16 protein-coding genes are annotated in these 16,628 nt (G+C 40.8%); 1 reads left to right on the top strand and 15 read right to left on the bottom strand.

The genetic code is table 11. From position 1 onward, the window contains the following. Nucleotides 1-12: 12 nt before the first annotated feature. The 15 genes from rpiA to manA form a co-directional block, all read right to left on the bottom strand. Nucleotides 13-684, bottom strand: a complete 672-nt coding sequence (rpiA, locus tag K3T81_RS10115) for a ribose-5-phosphate isomerase RpiA (protein WP_238019774.1) — start codon at nucleotides 682-684, stop codon at nucleotides 13-15. Nucleotides 685-805: 121 nt separating this feature from the next. Further along, nucleotides 806-2,092 carry a TRAP transporter large permease gene (locus tag K3T81_RS10110; protein WP_238019771.1) on the bottom strand — a complete coding sequence of 429 codons (1,287 nt, stop codon included), beginning with the start codon at nucleotides 2,090-2,092 and terminating at the stop codon, nucleotides 806-808. Next, complete coding sequence (locus K3T81_RS10105; RefSeq protein WP_238019769.1) at nucleotides 2,092-2,577, bottom strand: TRAP transporter small permease; 486 nt, start codon at nucleotides 2,575-2,577, stop codon at nucleotides 2,092-2,094. Before K3T81_RS10105 ends, K3T81_RS10110 begins: the two co-directional genes overlap by 1 nt. Before the next feature lie 18 nt (nucleotides 2,578-2,595). Continuing rightward, complete coding sequence (locus tag K3T81_RS10100) at nucleotides 2,596-3,615, bottom strand: TRAP transporter substrate-binding protein (RefSeq protein WP_238019768.1); 1,020 nt, start codon at nucleotides 3,613-3,615, stop codon at nucleotides 2,596-2,598. Nucleotides 3,616-3,768: 153 nt separating this feature from the next. Beyond that, the gene (locus tag K3T81_RS10095; RefSeq protein WP_238019767.1) at nucleotides 3,769-4,398 is read right to left on the bottom strand and encodes a bifunctional 4-hydroxy-2-oxoglutarate aldolase/2-dehydro-3-deoxy-phosphogluconate aldolase; all 630 of its coding nucleotides are present in this window, start codon (nucleotides 4,396-4,398) and stop codon (nucleotides 3,769-3,771) included. 14 nt (nucleotides 4,399-4,412) lie between these two features. Continuing rightward, nucleotides 4,413-4,970 (bottom strand): 6-phospho-3-hexuloisomerase, encoded by a 558-nt coding sequence (gene hxlB, locus K3T81_RS10090; protein WP_106897542.1) that lies wholly within the window; start codon nucleotides 4,968-4,970, stop codon nucleotides 4,413-4,415. Between the two features lie 23 nt (nucleotides 4,971-4,993). Then, nucleotides 4,994-5,998, bottom strand: a complete 1,005-nt coding sequence (locus K3T81_RS10085) for a LacI family DNA-binding transcriptional regulator (RefSeq protein WP_238019766.1) — start codon at nucleotides 5,996-5,998, stop codon at nucleotides 4,994-4,996. Between the two features lie 205 nt (nucleotides 5,999-6,203). After that, a complete protein-coding gene (locus tag K3T81_RS10080; protein WP_238019765.1) occupies nucleotides 6,204-7,742 on the bottom strand; it encodes an arylsulfatase in 1,539 nt (512 codons plus the stop codon). A 20-nt stretch (nucleotides 7,743-7,762) separates the two neighbouring features. Then, on the bottom strand, nucleotides 7,763-9,541 hold the full coding sequence (locus K3T81_RS10075) for a glycoside hydrolase family 2 protein (protein ID WP_238019764.1): 1,779 nt from the start codon (nucleotides 9,539-9,541) through the stop codon (nucleotides 7,763-7,765). A 20-nt stretch (nucleotides 9,542-9,561) separates the two neighbouring features. Next, on the bottom strand, nucleotides 9,562-10,425 hold the full coding sequence (locus K3T81_RS10070; protein WP_036575560.1) for a carbohydrate ABC transporter permease: 864 nt from the start codon (nucleotides 10,423-10,425) through the stop codon (nucleotides 9,562-9,564). Next, on the bottom strand, nucleotides 10,426-11,301 hold the full coding sequence (locus tag K3T81_RS10065; RefSeq protein WP_238019762.1) for a carbohydrate ABC transporter permease: 876 nt from the start codon (nucleotides 11,299-11,301) through the stop codon (nucleotides 10,426-10,428). It lies immediately after the preceding gene. 59 nt (nucleotides 11,302-11,360) lie between these two features. Beyond that, nucleotides 11,361-12,659 carry an extracellular solute-binding protein gene (locus tag K3T81_RS10060; RefSeq protein WP_238019760.1) on the bottom strand — a complete coding sequence of 433 codons (1,299 nt, stop codon included), beginning with the start codon at nucleotides 12,657-12,659 and terminating at the stop codon, nucleotides 11,361-11,363. Nucleotides 12,660-12,900: 241 nt separating this feature from the next. Beyond that, nucleotides 12,901-13,824 carry an ArsR/SmtB family transcription factor gene (locus K3T81_RS10055; RefSeq protein WP_058950595.1) on the bottom strand — a complete coding sequence of 308 codons (924 nt, stop codon included), beginning with the start codon at nucleotides 13,822-13,824 and terminating at the stop codon, nucleotides 12,901-12,903. Between the two features lie 153 nt (nucleotides 13,825-13,977). Then, nucleotides 13,978-15,069 carry a nitric oxide synthase oxygenase gene (locus K3T81_RS10050; RefSeq protein WP_238019758.1) on the bottom strand — a complete coding sequence of 364 codons (1,092 nt, stop codon included), beginning with the start codon at nucleotides 15,067-15,069 and terminating at the stop codon, nucleotides 13,978-13,980. 77 nt (nucleotides 15,070-15,146) lie between these two features. Beyond that, nucleotides 15,147-16,103, bottom strand: coding sequence for a mannose-6-phosphate isomerase, class I (gene manA, locus K3T81_RS10045; RefSeq protein WP_238019756.1), 957 nt, complete (start codon nucleotides 16,101-16,103; stop codon nucleotides 15,147-15,149). Between the two features lie 237 nt (nucleotides 16,104-16,340). Between manA and K3T81_RS10040 the strand changes: the two genes are divergently transcribed. Beyond that, on the top strand, nucleotides 16,341-16,577 hold the full coding sequence (locus K3T81_RS10040) for a hypothetical protein (protein ID WP_147380280.1): 237 nt from the start codon (nucleotides 16,341-16,343) through the stop codon (nucleotides 16,575-16,577). The last annotated feature ends 51 nt before the right edge of the window (nucleotides 16,578-16,628 follow it).

Below are 16,628 nucleotides of genomic sequence, written 5' to 3'. Positions count from 1 at the left end.
TCGACTTACGCATTACGCTTTTGTTAGTACGTCCACCATCCCGGCATGGCCGACCATTACGACGTCCGCCATGTTAATAAAGAGTCCTGTTTCCACCACGCCGACTAACATCTTCAGGTTTTCATGTAGTTCGGCGGGCTTTTCAATGCTTTCAAAATCGCAATCTAATATATAATTCCCATTGTCTGAAATGAATGCTTCTCCGTTTTGTTCTCTTCGACGCGGGAGACAGCCGTATTCCGCTATCCGTTTACTTGTCGTCTCCCATCCAAATGGTACGACTTCAACTGGCAAGGGGAACGTGCCTAAATAATCCACAACCTTTGTCTCATCAACGATAATGATCAGTCGCTTTGCTAAAATGTCGACGATTTTCTCCCGAACTAGTGAGCCACCGCCTCCTTTAAGCAAATTCAGATGTGGATCTACCTCATCTGCCCCATCTATCGCGAGGTCAATACCATCTACTGAAGAAAAATCTGCTAATGGAATACCTAGTTCTTTTGCTAGCTTTTCTGTTTTCTGTGAAGTGGGAATACCTACTATTTCAAGTCCGTCCTTTACCCGCTCTCCCAATGCTTGGAGCATCCAATATACTGTCGAGCCAGAACCAAGTCCCACTGTCATGCCATCCTTAATCTCTTCAACCGCTTTTTCCGCTACTAATTTCTTATTTGTATCCATATCATCGGCTCCTTTTGTTTATCACTGTTTTACTATCTATCAAACTAATGTACCCTGTTATATGGCATATCAACCAGATCGTGCTTGTCCCAATCTCTCTAAACCAGTATCGAAAGTATTTTTAAAATAATGATGGGTTAATGAGTTTTGGAATAAAGAATGCAATGTCTGGGAAGAACGCGATAAACACCAGCACGACAAGAACAATAGCAATATACGGTAAAACCGCAACGAAAGAGCGTTCAGTCGACATGTTTCCAATTTTCGCTGCCAGTAACAAACATAGTCCATATGGTGGTGTGATGAGTCCGATAGCAAGCGTGATAACCACAATTAATCCTAAGTGAATTGGATCGATTCCAAACTCAACTGCTGTCGGTAGAATAACTGGAACAAACAGGATCATGGCAGGAATTGCATCCATAAACGTACCCACAAATAGGAAGAATGCAATAATGACAACGATAAATAGCCATTTCGCACCGATATTATTTGTGAAAAACTCCTGTGCCATTGTTCCGAGCTGATAGTAGCTCATTAATTCACCAAGAGCGCTTGCTGCAGCTAGTGCAAATAAGGAAAGTGAGCTTAATGCCAATGTATCCATCAGAATTTTCGGTAAATGCTTTAGCTTTAATGTTTTATAATAGAACATGCAGATAAAAAGCGTGTAAAGGGAAGCTACTGCTGCGGCCTCTGTTGCAGTGAAAAACCCGGAAATAATGCCACCAATGATAATGATAGGCGTAAAGAGTGCCGGGAGCGCTTCCAAAGCTAGCTTACTAAATGCCTTAAGTTCCGTTTTCTCTGCTTTCGGGTAATTACGTTTTACCGCAATAATGTAGATGAATACCATCATAGATAGACCGATTAAAATTCCAGGTATGATTCCTCCGAGAAAAAGCCCACCAATCGAAGCATTTGTTAGCCCAGCGAATATGATCATCGGAATACTAGGTGGAATGACCACCCCTACTGTAGAAGATGCAGCAGTAACGCCAACCGCAGTCTCCTTGTCATAGCCATTTTTCAACATACTTGGTATAAGGATTTTCCCTACACCTGCCGTATCGGCCTGTGATGCACCGGATACTCCAGCAAACATCATGGATACTAAAATATTTGCGTGAGCAAGACCACCACGAACTCTTCCTACCATTGCAAGTGCAAGCTGAATTAATTTTTCGGAGATCTTTCCAGAATTCATTAAGTTCGCTGCCAAAATAAATAAAGGTACTGCGAGCAAGACGAAGGAATCGAGTCCATTTACCATCTTCATCGCAACCGTTGCTTCCGGTGTATACGGAATACCGAAAATACCAATTAAGGCGACAATCCCAATAACAAATGCGATTGGAACGCCAATCAACATCAGTACGATAAACATTCCTAATAAAAGAAATCCCATTATTCCGTTACCTCCTTCGCTTTCCATGCTTTCATATGTTCTATCAGATGTGTGATGGAATAAAGCAGCATCGTCCCAGCCATGACAGGGATGGATAGCCATACATATCCCATCTTCATGTCAGGAAGGGTTGCCCATGTGTAATTCCAAAACTCCATGACGATTTGGATGCCAAGCAAGAATAAAACGATATGGAATCCAATTAAAACGAGGTCACTAATAATGCTTATAGAAAGTCGTTTTTTTCCTTTTAACTTTGTTCGCAGCATGTCAAAGTTAAAATGCTCTCTCCGATTCACCATGACAGCTGCCCCCATAAATACTGCCCAGATAAACGTATAATTGGCCACCTCTTCCGTCCAGATGACAGATACGCCCATATACCTTGTTGCAATTTGTAGTAAGATCACAAGGAAAAACATGCATAAAAATATGATGCCTAATGTGATTTGTATTTTCTCCAGTGCCTGAACAAAACGTTTCATCTCCAAACCTCCCCACATTTACTCTGCAGCTCTAATTTGTTGTAACAGATCTTCTACCTCAATTTCTTTAGCAAATTTATCTATAATCGGTGTGGCGATATCAATAAATGGTTGTCTATCAATTTCATTCACCGTAGCGCCTTCCTCTATTGCCTTTTCTTTATAATCCACGTCCTGTTGATTTGTCGCTTCTCTTTCCGCCTTAACCGATGCTTCAGCGGCCTTCATAATAATGTCCTGATGCTCTTGTGAGTAGTCATCAAATTTTTCTCCGTTAATTAATAAGAACCTTGTTGTAAAATCATGTGCTGTTTCCGTAATGAATTTCCCATTTGGTGTAGCATGATGGGACTGCTGTACGAAGAATGGGTACGCATTTTCCGAACCATCTACTACATCCTGTTGTAACCCTTGGTATAGCTCTCCCCAAGAAATACTTGATGGGATTGCGCCAAGCTCTTTCCAGAAGTCCCCAATTACACCAGATGTCTGTGTTCGAATCGAAACACCTTTTAGGTCTTCCGTAGATGCAATCGGGTCTTTCCCATAAAAATGTCTAACCCCAGCAGACCAATAGCCTAATAGTTTGAAAGAGTTATTGGACTTTTCATTAATTAGTTCACCCATTTGCTGACCAACTTCACCATCCACCACGTTTAACCAATGTTCGTAATCCTTGAACAGATATGGAGCAGAAAATAGATCGACTTCTCTAATTCCCGTTTGTGTCATGAAACCAGGTGATGCGAGTACCACGTCAGCCGCTCCAAGTTCTAATTTTTCTACAAGCTCTGACTCTTCTGTACCAATCGTTCCAGCATGCACCTCCACCTCAATCGATCCGTTGGAAAGTTCTTCGGCTACTTCTTTGAATCTAAGCATGCCTGTTTGGTATGGGTTTTCTGGTGCCGTTTGGTTATGTGCTGCAATAATTTTTATTTTACCGTCTTCACTACCACTAGCCTCATTTGCACAGCCAGCCAATGTCAAAATGGCAGCGATTACAATTAAGATTAAAAAAGATCTCTTGTTTCGCATTCCATACACCCCTTGTTCATTTAGGGAGAATAGTGTCTACCTTCTTCATTCATGGCACCATTCTCCTGTAGGATTCGTACTCTTTTTCCTGAAGAATTACGCGCATTCGCTCTTCTTTTAGCAAAATGTTAGCAACGTCTTTACAGCTTCTGGCTAAGCTTCCTTACGTAAAACAAATGCTCTTGCCCGTTCCGTCAATTCCGTATAGGCTTCTTCATTTGTTAACGCCTTCGCATTAACTAAATTACTACCAATCCCCACTGCAGCGCTTCCATTTGCTAGGTATTCGTTCATATTGTCTAGGTTGATTCCCCCTGTTACCATTGTTTCCACATGTGGGAGAGGTCCGCGGATATTCTTTATATAACCAGGCCCGAAAGTATCTGCAGGGAAGATTTTCACCATGTTTGCCCCATGCTCATACGCTGTTTGAATTTCAGTAGGTGTTAACACACCTGGTATTGTTTCGATATGATAGCGATTCGTTAATTTCAATGTCTCTACATTTAACGTTGGAGAAACAATAAACTGTGCCCCCGCCATAATGACGGTTCGTGCTGTTTCCGGATCGAGAACGGTACCTGCACCGATGATCATATCATCTGGTCCTTCCTTTACAGCAACCTCGATAATGCGCTGTACATTCGGTGTCTCCGCAGTGATTTCTACTGCAAAAACCCCTCCAGCAGCTAAAGCATTAAGAATTGGAACGATATTTTGTTCATCCGCGTGTCGAATAACCGCTACTATCTTATGTTGTTTGATTTGCTCTAAAATGTTCATACATTCAACCCTCTCTATTCCAAATTGGCGTGCACTTGATTAAGTTTTGTATTATCCTGGCCAGCAGGTTTGTTTTCTAGCAAATAGACGACAATGGCATCAAGCAATAAATGGGCAGATTGATCAAATTGACTTCCAAGCGGCTGGATGGTAGTTGGTTCTTGAGGAAGCCGCTTCTTCGTTGCCGAAGGAATCGTTACGGTCACATCACTTAGCTTTCCTATTGCTGAATCCTTATTTGTCGTAACAAGGGCTACCTGTGCACCTATTTCTTTTGCCTTTTCGCCATATTGCTTTAGGGAACCTGTAGATCCTGAGCCTGATATGAGCAACAAAAGGTCATTTGTGGCAATACTTGGTGTAATTGTTTCGCCAACAACATAGATCGGGTATTCACTGTGCATCATGCGCATGGCAAACATTTTGCCAACTAGTCCAGAACGACCAGTACCTGCAACAAATATGCGATCAGCCTTTTCCAGATTATCGGCTAATTCCTTCGTTTCTTCTGGACTAACATTCTCTAAAACTGTCTTAATTTCTGTGCCAATCGTTTCGATAATATTTTTCATCCTAAACATCCTCCCAAAAGTTGTTAGCAAGAATCTCGCTGCATTAATAGTGGTTTAAATCGATATATTTTTGTTTCTATTTCCTGTGTTTTATTTTGAATCCGATTCAACAATAGCTCGGCAGCCTTTTTCCCCATTTCGAATGCAGGCTGCGCTATCGTAGTTAGGGTTGGACTATAGAAGCTAGCGAATGTGACATCGTCAATACCAATCACGCCCAAATCATCAGGTATGCTCAACTTCTTTTCTTTTATATAATGAAGAATCTCAAAGAGCACACGGTCATTCACTGCTAAAATTGCGTCAGGCCTTTGTGGTTGCTGCAACAATTCATCAAGCTTTATTCTGATGTTTTCAATTTCCTCACTGACCAACAAATTCGGATCGAAGTTTTGATTATTGGCTTTTAAGGCCTGCTTGAATCCACTGACCCTTTCCAGTCTCGGGGTAACACTTTCTTCAAGTGGCGGGGTAACCATTCCAATTCGTTGGTACCCTTTTTCCACAAGCAGGTTAACCCCCATTCTGACAGCCTTTTCGTTATCTAGTAACACGGTGTTAACCTCAACTTCTGGGACCATTCTATCAACAAAGACGATTGGATAATTATCTCGCACAAGCTGCTGATATAATGCTAGATTTCCACCAGTCGGAAAAACAATAATGCCATCTACCTGTTTGGCACGCAGCATGTCCATATATTTCTTTTCTTTAATAGGATCGTCATCCGCATTACAGACGATAATATGGAAATTCGCTTCATTACAAAAGTCTTCAATGGCTCGAATAACCTGTGTAGAAAAAACGTGAAGAATGTTGGCTACGATAACGCCGATCGTGGTCGTCGATTTCTGCTTCAAGCTTCTGGCTATAATATTTGGACTATATCCTAGTTCTGCTATGGCCTTTTCCACGCGTTCCTTTGTCTTCTCCCCCATATAATCATAACGTTGATTCACATATTGAGAGACTGTGCTCTTGGAAACACCTGCATGTTGAGCAACATCCGCCATCGTTATCGTTTTCATTTTTCATTCTCCTAATTGGTTAATATCTACTAAACCGGTTTACTAAATCGATTTAGGTTTAGTATAAGATAACTGTAAGCGTTTTACAAGCGTTTTTTTAATTTTACGAGAGGATGGGAGATTTACTCGCTGAGGATTGAATTAATCTATTAGCTTGTTAAACACAAAAAAGGAAGATCCTTTATTAAAAGGATCTTCCTTAAACTTAGTTAAAACGAGGGTATACATCAGTACGATTTGCCCATTCATCCCAGATTTTTTTCATTTCTTCCACCAAATCCGGGTAAGTATCCCGGAGGTTATGAAGCTCGGTTCGGTCGTTTTCCATATCGTATAATTCCCAATCCATTTCTTTAATCTTTGATAATTTCCATTTCCCTTTACGTATACCACAGTGTTGCTCATGCTCAAAGCAGAAGATCCGCTCTTCGGCTGCTTCACCATAAAATGCGGGCAACATGCTCTCACCTTCCATAGGGAGGATGTTATGGCCGTTGTACACTTGTGGGTAAGATGCTTCACTAATATCTACAAACGTTGCCATAAAATCAATGAAATGCCCTGGACGATGATCGATTTCACCTATACGAGTTACTTCTTCTGGCCAGTGTGCTATTAGTGGTGTACTGATACCTCCCTCATGTCCGTAATGTTTGTATAAACGAAGCGGAGTACTACATGCGTTGGCCCAACCAGATCCGTAACTGTGATAGGAATCTTGCTGCCCCATCCGATCCAAATCCTCTTTGCGATGCAAGAAATTAGAGGTTGATATCCAATCATCAAAACCCCATGGATCCCACTCTGCACAAGCCCCATTATCGGAACAAAATAATATAAGAGTGTTATCCAGTTCTCCCTTTTCCTTTAGATCGTCTATCACTCTTCCTATATTCTGATCCATTCGATCGATCATTGCTGCGTAGATTGCCATTCTTTTTGCCAAGTCCTTCTGTCTGTCCGGATCTATGGCATCCCAGGCAGGATTGACTCCTTGAATTTCGCGATCTCGATCCCAATACTCTGAACGAGGTGTCAGTGACGTGTCCGATGAAACAATGCCAAGCTCCTTCATACGAGCTAGACGTGTTTCTCGAATATGGTCCCAGCCTTTTTCATATACCTGTTCATATTTCGCTATCTCTTTCTTAGGCGCCTGTAAAGGAAAGTGGGGTGCATTGTATGACAAATAAAGAAAATAGGGTTCTTCATCCTGGCGTGAATCTTGAATAAAATCCAAGGCATGGTCTGTGATAGCATCCGTTGCATAGAAGTCATCTTTTGGATACTCTCGCTTTGGACGCTCCTTTGGTAGTCGGATGTAATCCGGTTGGTTCCAGAAGCTAGTAAAGCCTCCAAATAAGCCATAGAATTCATCAAATCCGCGTTCAATCGGTCCCCTTTCCCCAACATGCCATTTTCCTGAAAGATACGTATGGTAACCACTGTCTTTTAATACTTCTGCAAGCGTGACACACTGATCCTTTAAATAACCACGGTAGCCTGGTGTTTCTCTGTCTTCATCCATTTCCCCAACACCCGCTTGGTGTGGATACAGGCCACTTAGCAAAGAGGCCCTGCTCGGACAGCAGCGTGCTGAATTATAATATTGTGTAAAACGGAGGCCTCCAGTAGCCAGTTGATCGAGATTGGGTGTCTGAATCTCGCCCCCAAAACAACCAAGATCAGAAAACCCTAAATCATCTGCTAAAATCAGTACAATATTAGGTTTATTCTTTGACATGCTATGTCCTCCCATACCTATTATGTTGCATCATTTACTTGTTTGATTTTTTCCATGGCTATTTTCGGTTCCCTGTTTTCCTTTAGCAAGCCGTTGATCTCCTGTTGAACATCGGTTGTTTGCGTATAACAGTAGCCACTGATCTCCGGGATAGCTTTTATAGCGTCTGTTGTTTCCTTATAGCGCTTAAGAAATTCTTCCTCAGTCGAGACTTGATTCCCGTATCCCCAACCACTTTCATCCTGAAAAGCGATGCCACCATACTCCGTTATCATGACAGGCTGCCCCTTGTATTGATACCCTTCAGCAAATGCGTAGCGATGATTGTTATGCGGGATCTTATTTTGTAGAATTGCATCCATATCTTTATATCTCTCATATAATGTCTTACCTGACTCTTCATAGTCATGGAGAGCAATAATGTCAGAAACAGTGTGTTCCCAACCATCGTTCACGATTACCGGCCGCTCTGCGTCTAATGTTTTAGTCAAATAATAGATGGACTCCGTAAATGCTTGTTGTTGTTTATCCTTGAAAATATGTGGAACGCCCCATGATTCATTAAATGGCACCCAAGTTATGATGGAGGGATGATTATAGTGTTGCTGCACAATATCCAGCCATTCCTTTGTAAAATTCTCTACAGCTTGATCGGAAAACTCGTAGGTGGCAGCCATTTCTGACCACACGAGCAAACCTTTCTTATCACACCAATACAGGAATCGATCATCTTCAATCTTCTGGTGTTTGCGCACTCCGTTATATCCCATCGCAAGCGTTTTATCGATATCTTCAAGTATCGCTTCATCAGAAGGAGGGGTCAGCATGGTATCCGGCCAATACCCTTGATCCAGTAGTAACTTTTGGTAGATTGGTACATTATTAAGCAAGACCTTGCCGTCTTTAATCGATATCTTACGCATGCCAAAATAGGAAAACACTTCATCCTTTAACACGTCATCCACATATAAACAAAACTTAACATCATAAAGATTCGGGTGTTCTGGTGACCAATGCAGGACTTTCCACTCATGTATATCAGCCGCCAAATCTACTTCAAAGCGAGAAGTGCTTCGATCAAGAACCGCAGTAAACTGTTTGACTTGCTTTCCATTAAAGGAGATCACGGTTTCCAACCTGCTATTCCTTGGTAATTCTCCATGTAATGTATAATCAAATATTACCGAATTGGAATCGAATTTAGGGGTTATCTTCACATGATCTAAGCTATTTTCTTCAAGAAATTCCAGCCATACGGTTTGCCATATTCCTGTGTTTTGCACATACCAACAACCAAAGTTCTCATTAATCCACCTCTGTTTCCCCCTCGGTTGGACACAGCTTTGACTGTCTTCAACTTTAACAGTAAGTTCATTCTCGCTCGCACTGTCCACTGCTTTTGTAATATCAAAGGAAAAAGCAGCGTTGCCTCCAGTATGTTGACCAATATAGGAACCATTCACCCACAGCTTCGTTATATAATCAGAGGCCTGAAATCTTAAAACCGTCCGCTTGCCTTTCTCCTCTTCTGGAATCGAAAACACCCGGTTATACCATACATATGGGTGGAAGGCTTCCTCCCCAATCCCACTTGCTTTTGTTTCATACGTAAACGGCACAACAATTTCTGAGGAATAGTTATATTCGTCAAACCACTTTCCCTGCTCACCTGTGTTTTCATCGTCGAAAGCGAACTTCCATTTTCCATTTAGATTCATCCAGGCATCCCTTTGAAATTGGGGACGAGGATATTCTGTTCGTTGATACGTTTTTCCTGGCTTCATCGTTGCTTCTTTCATTATTTACACGCTCCTCTTTTTTAACCTTTTATTCCTGTAAAGCTAATCCCTTTAACAATTTGTTTTTCAAAAAGCAAAAATGCAATGATGACTGGGATCGAGGCAATTGCATTCGCCGTCATAGGTAAAACATATGCCTGTGAATAGGTAGAATTAAATACTGGTAATCCTACAGGCAATGTATATAACGTTTCAGATAATATGGAAAGGTAAGGCCATAGGAAGTTATTCCACGAACCAATAAAGGTAAAGATACCAATCGCTGCAATTGCTGGTTTTGCCAATGGAAGGACAATTTTATAAAACAACTTAAAGTAAGAGCAGCCATCGATAATAGCACTTTCAATAATTTCTTTAGGCACATTGTCAAAAAAACTCTTTAAAATGATTACGCCGAGCGGCGATGCGATCATTGGTAAAATCAGGCCACTATAGGAATCAATTAAGTTCATATTTTTTACTATTTCATATAGAGGAATAATAGTAGCCTCTCCTGGTATCATCAGCCCCAATAAAAAGAAAATAAAGATAAAATTCTTAAATCGGAACTTCATTTGCGAAATAGCAAACGCCGCTAGTGATGTAATAATTAATGTTAGAATGGTTGTAACAAATGCTACAAAGAAACTATTAAACAACCAGCGCAGTATCAAACTATCCATAATAATCGTAATATAGTTTGATATGGTATACGGTGGAAGAAACCATTCAATTGGTGTAGATGTAGAAAATCCATCCGGTTTTATCGAAACAAAGAGCATCCATATAATCGGTGCAATAAATAAAATGGAGACAACGATCCCTATCGTTATTTTCCCTTTAAGAAACGGATCTCGATTTCGATCAAGCGCTCTCCTGCTATTTGAGGTAGTCTTTGCAGCCATTTATTTTTCCTCCATTCTCTGGTTTTTTAATTGAATAACCGATAATATAAGCAGGATGAAAAACAGTGCATAAGACATGGTGGCCGCATATCCAAGGTTATTCTGTGTAAAACCTATTTCGTAGATATACTGAATTAGTGGTCGTGTTGCTCCACCTGGCCCTCCTCCGGTTATCAACAGAATTTGAGCAAATACTTTGTACGAGGCAAGGATTTGCAATAAGATTACTACCCGCCCAATTGGTATTAGTTGCGGTAAGGTAATATAGCGGAATTGCTTCCACCTTGACGCTCCATCAATTTCGCTTGCCTCATAGAGGGCATCTGGAATATCCTGCAGGCTGGTAAGGAACAAGATCATATTAAATCCTACAGACCACCAAAGTGTCACCACAACAATACTAACCCAAGCCAGCCCTTTGTCCGCCATCCAAAATGGCTCGGCATTAATCCCTATACTCTGGAGTACGGTATTTACGAGACCGGTATATGGTTGCAGCATAAAGATCGCCAAAAAAGAAATGACGGCAACCGAGAGAATGCTCGGAATGAAAAAAGAGCCACGAAAAAATGTTTTAAGCTTTGTATTTAAATTAGCCAATAGGGACAATCCAAGCGCAAGAAGTACCATGGTAGGAGTTGTCAACATAACAAATAACGTCGTATTCCATAATGTCTGCCAAAAATTTGGATCTTGCACCATCTCCACGTAATTTTCTAATCCAACAAACTCCATCTTTCGGACGAGATTCCAATCATAAAGACTCATTTCCAGTCCCTTGAAAATAGGGAAAATAGTAAAGATTAAGTAAGCGAGTAAAAACGGAAGCAAAAATGGTATCGCTTTCATATCCTGAATCCATGCTTTTTTGTTCATAGCTAAACCCCCTCATTACACTTCATTTTTCCGAAATGATAATTGGAACGAGCGTGAAATTAATCGGCAATTAAATCTTTTACCTCAGTTTCAACAAGTTGGAATCCTTCTTCAGGTGTTACCTCTTTCGTCCAAATTAAATCTAGATTCCGAACCATGATGTCGTTAATTGCTCTTGCATAAATGGTCCGATCCATAAAATTAATGTAGTCAGCAGTCTGTGCGTAATCCTCTCGATAGGGCATCTCCTGAAATGCTTCGGATTCCACTACTGTATCCTTTGCGGGGATATGGCCGGCCTTTGCCCAGATCGCACCTTCATCCGCTGCATAGTTCATAAACTCTAAAGCGCCCTTTTGTTTTACTGGGTCTGTCTCTTCATAGGAAGGAATGACAAGCGTATGGGAACCACCCCATGCTCCTTTCTCACCAAAGATATTTGGGAGTGGCATGGCAGTAATCTCCAAATCCTCTGTATTTTCCCACGTACCAGTTGACCAAACACCTGTCGCAATCGTAGCAGCTTTGCCTGATTGAAAATCGCTATAAAAGTCAGCCAGATTTAATGGAATAACTTTATCTTCATACCAGAATTTAAGCATGTATTCTGCTGCCTCAATTGCTTTCTCTGTATCTAGAACGTAAGTCGGATTTTCTAAATCTTCTGTCACGATATGTTCCCCGCCAAGCTGGCTATAGTACGACCACCAATGGCGAAAGCTATCCACCCCAGCTGTCACAAAGGCAAACGGGAACTTACCCTCAGGCAACTCATTTTTTAATGTATTAAAAAAATCTCGGTAACCAGAAGGTGTTTTGTCCATTTTCAAAGTCCCATCATCATTCAAGAGCCCCGCCTCTCCTACAAGCTCGTTGTTGATGTAGAAGATATGTGGATGTGTATCAATTGGAATTGCATAATGCTGGTTATCAAACATGGTACTTTCCAAAATATTTTTGTTATATTCAGTCCAGTCAATCCCAACCTTTTCTGCCAAACTATCCAACTTTTCCACCACATCCAGATTTACCAACTCTGGCAAGGTATGTGCATGTGATACAGCGATATCGGGCCCCTTCCCTGCACCAAGACTCGTTAGTAATTTTGTATAATATTCTTCATACTCCTGTTGGACGTTATTAATAAAATACGTATCTTGGCTGTTATTGTATTTATCTACAATTTCCTGCATGTATGCGGCATCTCCTCCGGCAAATAAATTCCACATCACAATTTCTGTAGCGCCCTCTGGAACGTCAGCGCTATTCCCACTTACGAGTCTATCTAGACCGGAGCAAGCGGTGATCATTAGTACCATTACGAAAAAACTCAACAATAGGAAAGTCTTTTTTATCATTAAATGCCCTCCTTTCATTAATACATAAATTATGTATTAAACTTGATTTTCTGTAACTTAAGACAAATAATACGCTTACATTTCTGAAAAGTCAATAAATATTTAAAATAATAAATTAGGTTTAGGATTGGATGTTAAAAACTTTCCCACATTAAATTTGTCAATTCAATACACACTTTTGGTTATAAAAAAATCGACTCCTAAAATAGAGAGTCGATTTTTATTTATATTGTATAATGTGTTACACAAAATCAATTTTTAATTTAATATCCTGAGCATAATCGCCAAATTCCTTACCAAAGAGATTCATTCCGCCTTTATGAACGGCGTCTTCTTTTATTCCAACTTTTAACGATAAAAATTCACTTTCTAGCAGTGCAAGGTCTTTTATCCCGCATTCTGATAGATGAAAACTGTCAATCATGGTCTTCGTTTCGGTAATGCTCCAGGTTTTGAGCGTACCGTACTGAGTACTTGTTGTCTCCGTCCAGTAGGCAGGGTTTAACTTTCCAGGTCGGTTCCCATAATCGCCTGGACTTGTCCATGTTCCTATATCTATCCCATTGAGCCATAACGTTATGTCCGATGGCCAATTATGATCATAGTTCGGCGCTTCAGAGCATATCTCCATAGAAATATCCACTGATTTCACCACTGCTCCATGGGGGATAACAATCGGAAACTTATATTCGAAATATCCTTTACGAGTCCACATGATCTGCGCTTTAGAACGTTCAGGACTATAAAAATGAACAGGTTCATCCTCTGGTATAAGAAACGCATCCTGACTTGCCATTCCGCAAGTAGGAGCAACTTGAAAATCTGTATATTGACCAATAGGCATTTCCAGCTCATAACTTTTATTTGTGATATCAAAGCCCGTTTTCTCGTTTAATTGAATATGTATGTCATCGAAGTTCCTCGTACAAACCTTCATTGCCCCTCTGCTGGCAGGTCTTAATTCTGTTTGAATCAATGCGGATTGTTCTAACACCTTCACGTGAGAGGCAGCAGTAGAAACCGGTATGTTAAGTGCTTCGGCCAACTGATGGATATTCATATTACCAGAATTCAGCAAATTTATCATTTGCAATCGAATCTCAGATGATAGTGCGTGCGCCACTATCCTTAACCGTTCAGCTTCGTTGATTGATAATTCCAACATATTATCTTCCCCCACCCATTCACCTTAGATATTTTGTATTAATACACAAAAACTGTTTTAATATTCTCATCTTACTATATTATTTAAAACAATGGTACGATTTCTACTTCATATTCTTAAATAAGGAAAGACAGCCAGGCAGCTGTCTTTTCATCATTCATATATAGCCTTGTCTCGATAAAAATAGTTTGGCTTGTTGACGGTGTTGTCAAACGGTTTATGGAAAATATGCGTTGTTGCCGGCGAAAGTGGCGGAATAAGCCAGGCCCATTTTCCTGTAACGGTTCGTCCGGCCTTTTTTTCATTGTTCTCAAACACTTTAAATTGCTTTGCGGCAGTATGGTGATCCACAATCGCTACACCATGTTTTTTATAAGAATCCAATACTGCTACATTTAACTCTACAAGTGCGCGGTCTTTCCATAATGTGTTTAAATGCTTTGTATTCAGACCTAACTGTTTGGCAACATGTGGAAGTAGATTATAGCGGTTCTCATCTGCAAGGTTTCTGGCACCAATCTCTGTTCCCATATACCAGCCATTAAACGGAGCTGCAGGGTACTGAATGCCACCAATTTCTAAAAACATATCTGATATAATGGGTACCGCATACCATTTTACTTCCAAGTGATGAAAGATCGAAAAATCCGGATGGCGAATGGGTACCTCTAATACAAGCTCCTCTGGTATTTCTCTATAGGTTGGTGCTTCATTGCCTATCTGCACCACAATTGGCAATAAATCAAAGGCTGTACCTTCTCCTTGCCAGCCTAACTGCTGACACTTCTCCGTGAAAGCAAGCGACGCAGGATCGCCCACTATTCCATCCTCTGTTTGATACCCTGCATAGCGAAATAATTGGTGATTCCAGATTTGCACAGGTTTGTCTCCATTATGCTCAGGCGGAAAAATAGTAATACGAGGCTTAATCTTGCCGTTATTCGTCGCCTGTTCTATATGGGTAAACAATGTTTGAAAAACAGCATCCTCAGATGTTACATGTCTTGCATCCACAACCTCGAGCTTGTCCCAAAACAACCTTCCAATACAGTGATTGTTGTTTCGCCATGCGATTTTGGCCCCTTGTGCCAGCTCCTCTGTCGTCTGAACATATGTCCCTGTTTCTTTAAGCTCTTGCTGAACCGCTGCTCGACGCTCCTCTATTTCCTCTTCTGCTTTACCGAGCTCTTTATATACATTAAAAATATAATAGTCAGCTTCCTGCATGCGTTCTGATAAATTCATTTCTGTTCTCCCTTAAGCGATCTCTTTGCTCCATTTTATCAAACGTAGGCGCTTCTTTTGTGACGGGAGTTCGACAATTATGTGTGGGATACAATCCATTCTGCTTTTCCAGAAATCTGATAGTCTGTCACACCATTTGGCAGGATAAAATGCTCTCCTTTTTCCACTGGGAAGGTCTCCCCTTGAATGGTAATTTCCGCTTTCCCCGCTATCACACTGCATTGCAGGAAATCAACGTCCAGTTTCCGCTGTACCTGTCCGTCAAGCTTCCAGTGATACACTGTAAAATACTTCTCCTCTACAAGCTTTGTGGAAAGAAACCCTTCGTCTTGCTCTTTCTGTTTCGTCAACTCAGGAGTCTTATGAGGGACGGTAGTAACCTGTTTTGCACGATCTAAATGCAATTCTCTTGTGTTCCCTTTGGCATCCGTTCGATCGTAATCGTAAACCCGATACGTGATATCCGAGCTTTGCTGTGTTTCTAGTATTACAATACCCTTGCCGATCGCATGGATTGTCCCACTTGGCACATAGACAAAATCGCCTGCTGTAACGGGTATATACTGCAGGAGGTTATTCCACTCCCCCTCATCTATCATATCTTCTAGTTCTGCTTTTGTTTTGGCATGATGGCCTAATACTAGTTCAGCGCCTGGTTCTGCCTCTAGCACATACCAGCACTCTGTTTTCCCATAAGGCTCCCCTTCTTCCTCACGAGCAAACCTATCATCTGGATGCACTTGTACAGAAAGATCGTCATTAGCGTCTAATACTTTTACTAGCAGTGGGTACGCTTCCACATTATCTTGATTTTTATTAAAAAGTTCTCCATGCTTCTCCCAGGCATCTGCAAGTGTTTTTCCCACTAAAGGTCCATTCCGAATTATACTGGGACCGTTTGGATGGGCAGAAATCACCCACGCCTCTCCTGTCTGTGCAGATGGAAGCTCATATTGGTAGAGTTGTTGCAGCTTCTGTCCTCCCCAGATTCTTTCCTGTAAAACGGGTTGTAAAAATATCGGTGCATTATACATCCATAAACCTCCACTCTTATTTTATCTGCATTCATTATAGCAAAGTCAGAATGAAAATATAGAGATAATGTGTGCTCTGTTTGCTTCTTTCCTTTCCATGGCATTTCAACATATTGGTCGGTGCACGCTCAGAAATAAAAGTTTTTAACGAAATGTATAAAGAAAAGGTTTAAGGAAATCTAAACTGGGGTAAACAACTAATACTATATATAGTTATTTAGAGGGAAGGTGCCTGAAGTGAAGCGGTTAAATGAGAACGAAGAAAAGTTTTTACAAACAATTATCGAAAAAGATAATGCCCTTTTTAAAATGGAAGGGAAGGTTTATACCATTTCGCTTGTGCAGGAATCAAAGCAGCCATTAAAGGTACCAATGCAACCCTCATCCATTGAAGAAAAGAAGAAAAACATATTAGAAGGCAAAGAATTTTCCATTGATGATGTTGTAGACATGATGGATAGTGGTGTCTTATAAACATAAGCAAACAGTCCTCCTTTTCTTAGGGCTGTTTTTTGTTTTTGATTA

Origin of the sequence: Oceanobacillus jordanicus, from assembly GCF_022095695.1 — a bacterium.
Classification (GTDB): Bacteria; Bacillota; Bacilli; order Bacillales; family Amphibacillaceae; genus Oceanobacillus_B; species Oceanobacillus_B jordanicus.
Note: the sequence above shows the minus strand (reverse complement) of the source record. Positions and strands in the feature narration are given on the sequence as shown.

Bases quoted from the DNA above. Each gene is read 5' to 3' on its own strand.
- rpiA (WP_238019774.1), bottom strand. From the start codon at position 684: ATGGATACAAATAAGAAATTAGTAGCGGAAAAAGCGGTTGAAGAGATT.
- K3T81_RS10110 (WP_238019771.1), bottom strand. From the start codon at position 2,092: ATGGGATTTCTTTTATTAGGAATGTTTATCGTACTGATGTTGATTGGC.
- K3T81_RS10105 (WP_238019769.1), bottom strand. From the start codon at position 2,577: ATGAAACGTTTTGTTCAGGCACTGGAGAAAATACAAATCACATTAGGC.
- K3T81_RS10100 (WP_238019768.1), bottom strand. From the start codon at position 3,615: ATGCGAAACAAGAGATCTTTTTTAATCTTAATTGTAATCGCTGCCATT.
- K3T81_RS10095 (WP_238019767.1), bottom strand. From the start codon at position 4,398: ATGAACATTTTAGAGCAAATCAAACAACATAAGATAGTAGCGGTTATT.
- hxlB (WP_106897542.1), bottom strand. From the start codon at position 4,970: ATGAAAAATATTATCGAAACGATTGGCACAGAAATTAAGACAGTTTTA.
- K3T81_RS10085 (WP_238019766.1), bottom strand. From the start codon at position 5,998: ATGAAAACGATAACGATGGCGGATGTTGCTCAACATGCAGGTGTTTCC.
- K3T81_RS10080 (WP_238019765.1), bottom strand. From the start codon at position 7,742: ATGTCAAAGAATAAACCTAATATTGTACTGATTTTAGCAGATGATTTA.
- K3T81_RS10075 (WP_238019764.1), bottom strand. From the start codon at position 9,541: ATGAAAGAAGCAACGATGAAGCCAGGAAAAACGTATCAACGAACAGAA.
- K3T81_RS10070 (WP_036575560.1), bottom strand. From the start codon at position 10,425: ATGGCTGCAAAGACTACCTCAAATAGCAGGAGAGCGCTTGATCGAAAT.
- K3T81_RS10065 (WP_238019762.1), bottom strand. From the start codon at position 11,301: ATGAACAAAAAAGCATGGATTCAGGATATGAAAGCGATACCATTTTTG.
- K3T81_RS10060 (WP_238019760.1), bottom strand. From the start codon at position 12,659: ATGATAAAAAAGACTTTCCTATTGTTGAGTTTTTTCGTAATGGTACTA.
- K3T81_RS10055 (WP_058950595.1), bottom strand. From the start codon at position 13,824: ATGTTGGAATTATCAATCAACGAAGCTGAACGGTTAAGGATAGTGGCG.
- K3T81_RS10050 (WP_238019758.1), bottom strand. From the start codon at position 15,069: ATGAATTTATCAGAACGCATGCAGGAAGCTGACTATTATATTTTTAAT.
- manA (WP_238019756.1), bottom strand. From the start codon at position 16,103: ATGTATAATGCACCGATATTTTTACAACCCGTTTTACAGGAAAGAATC.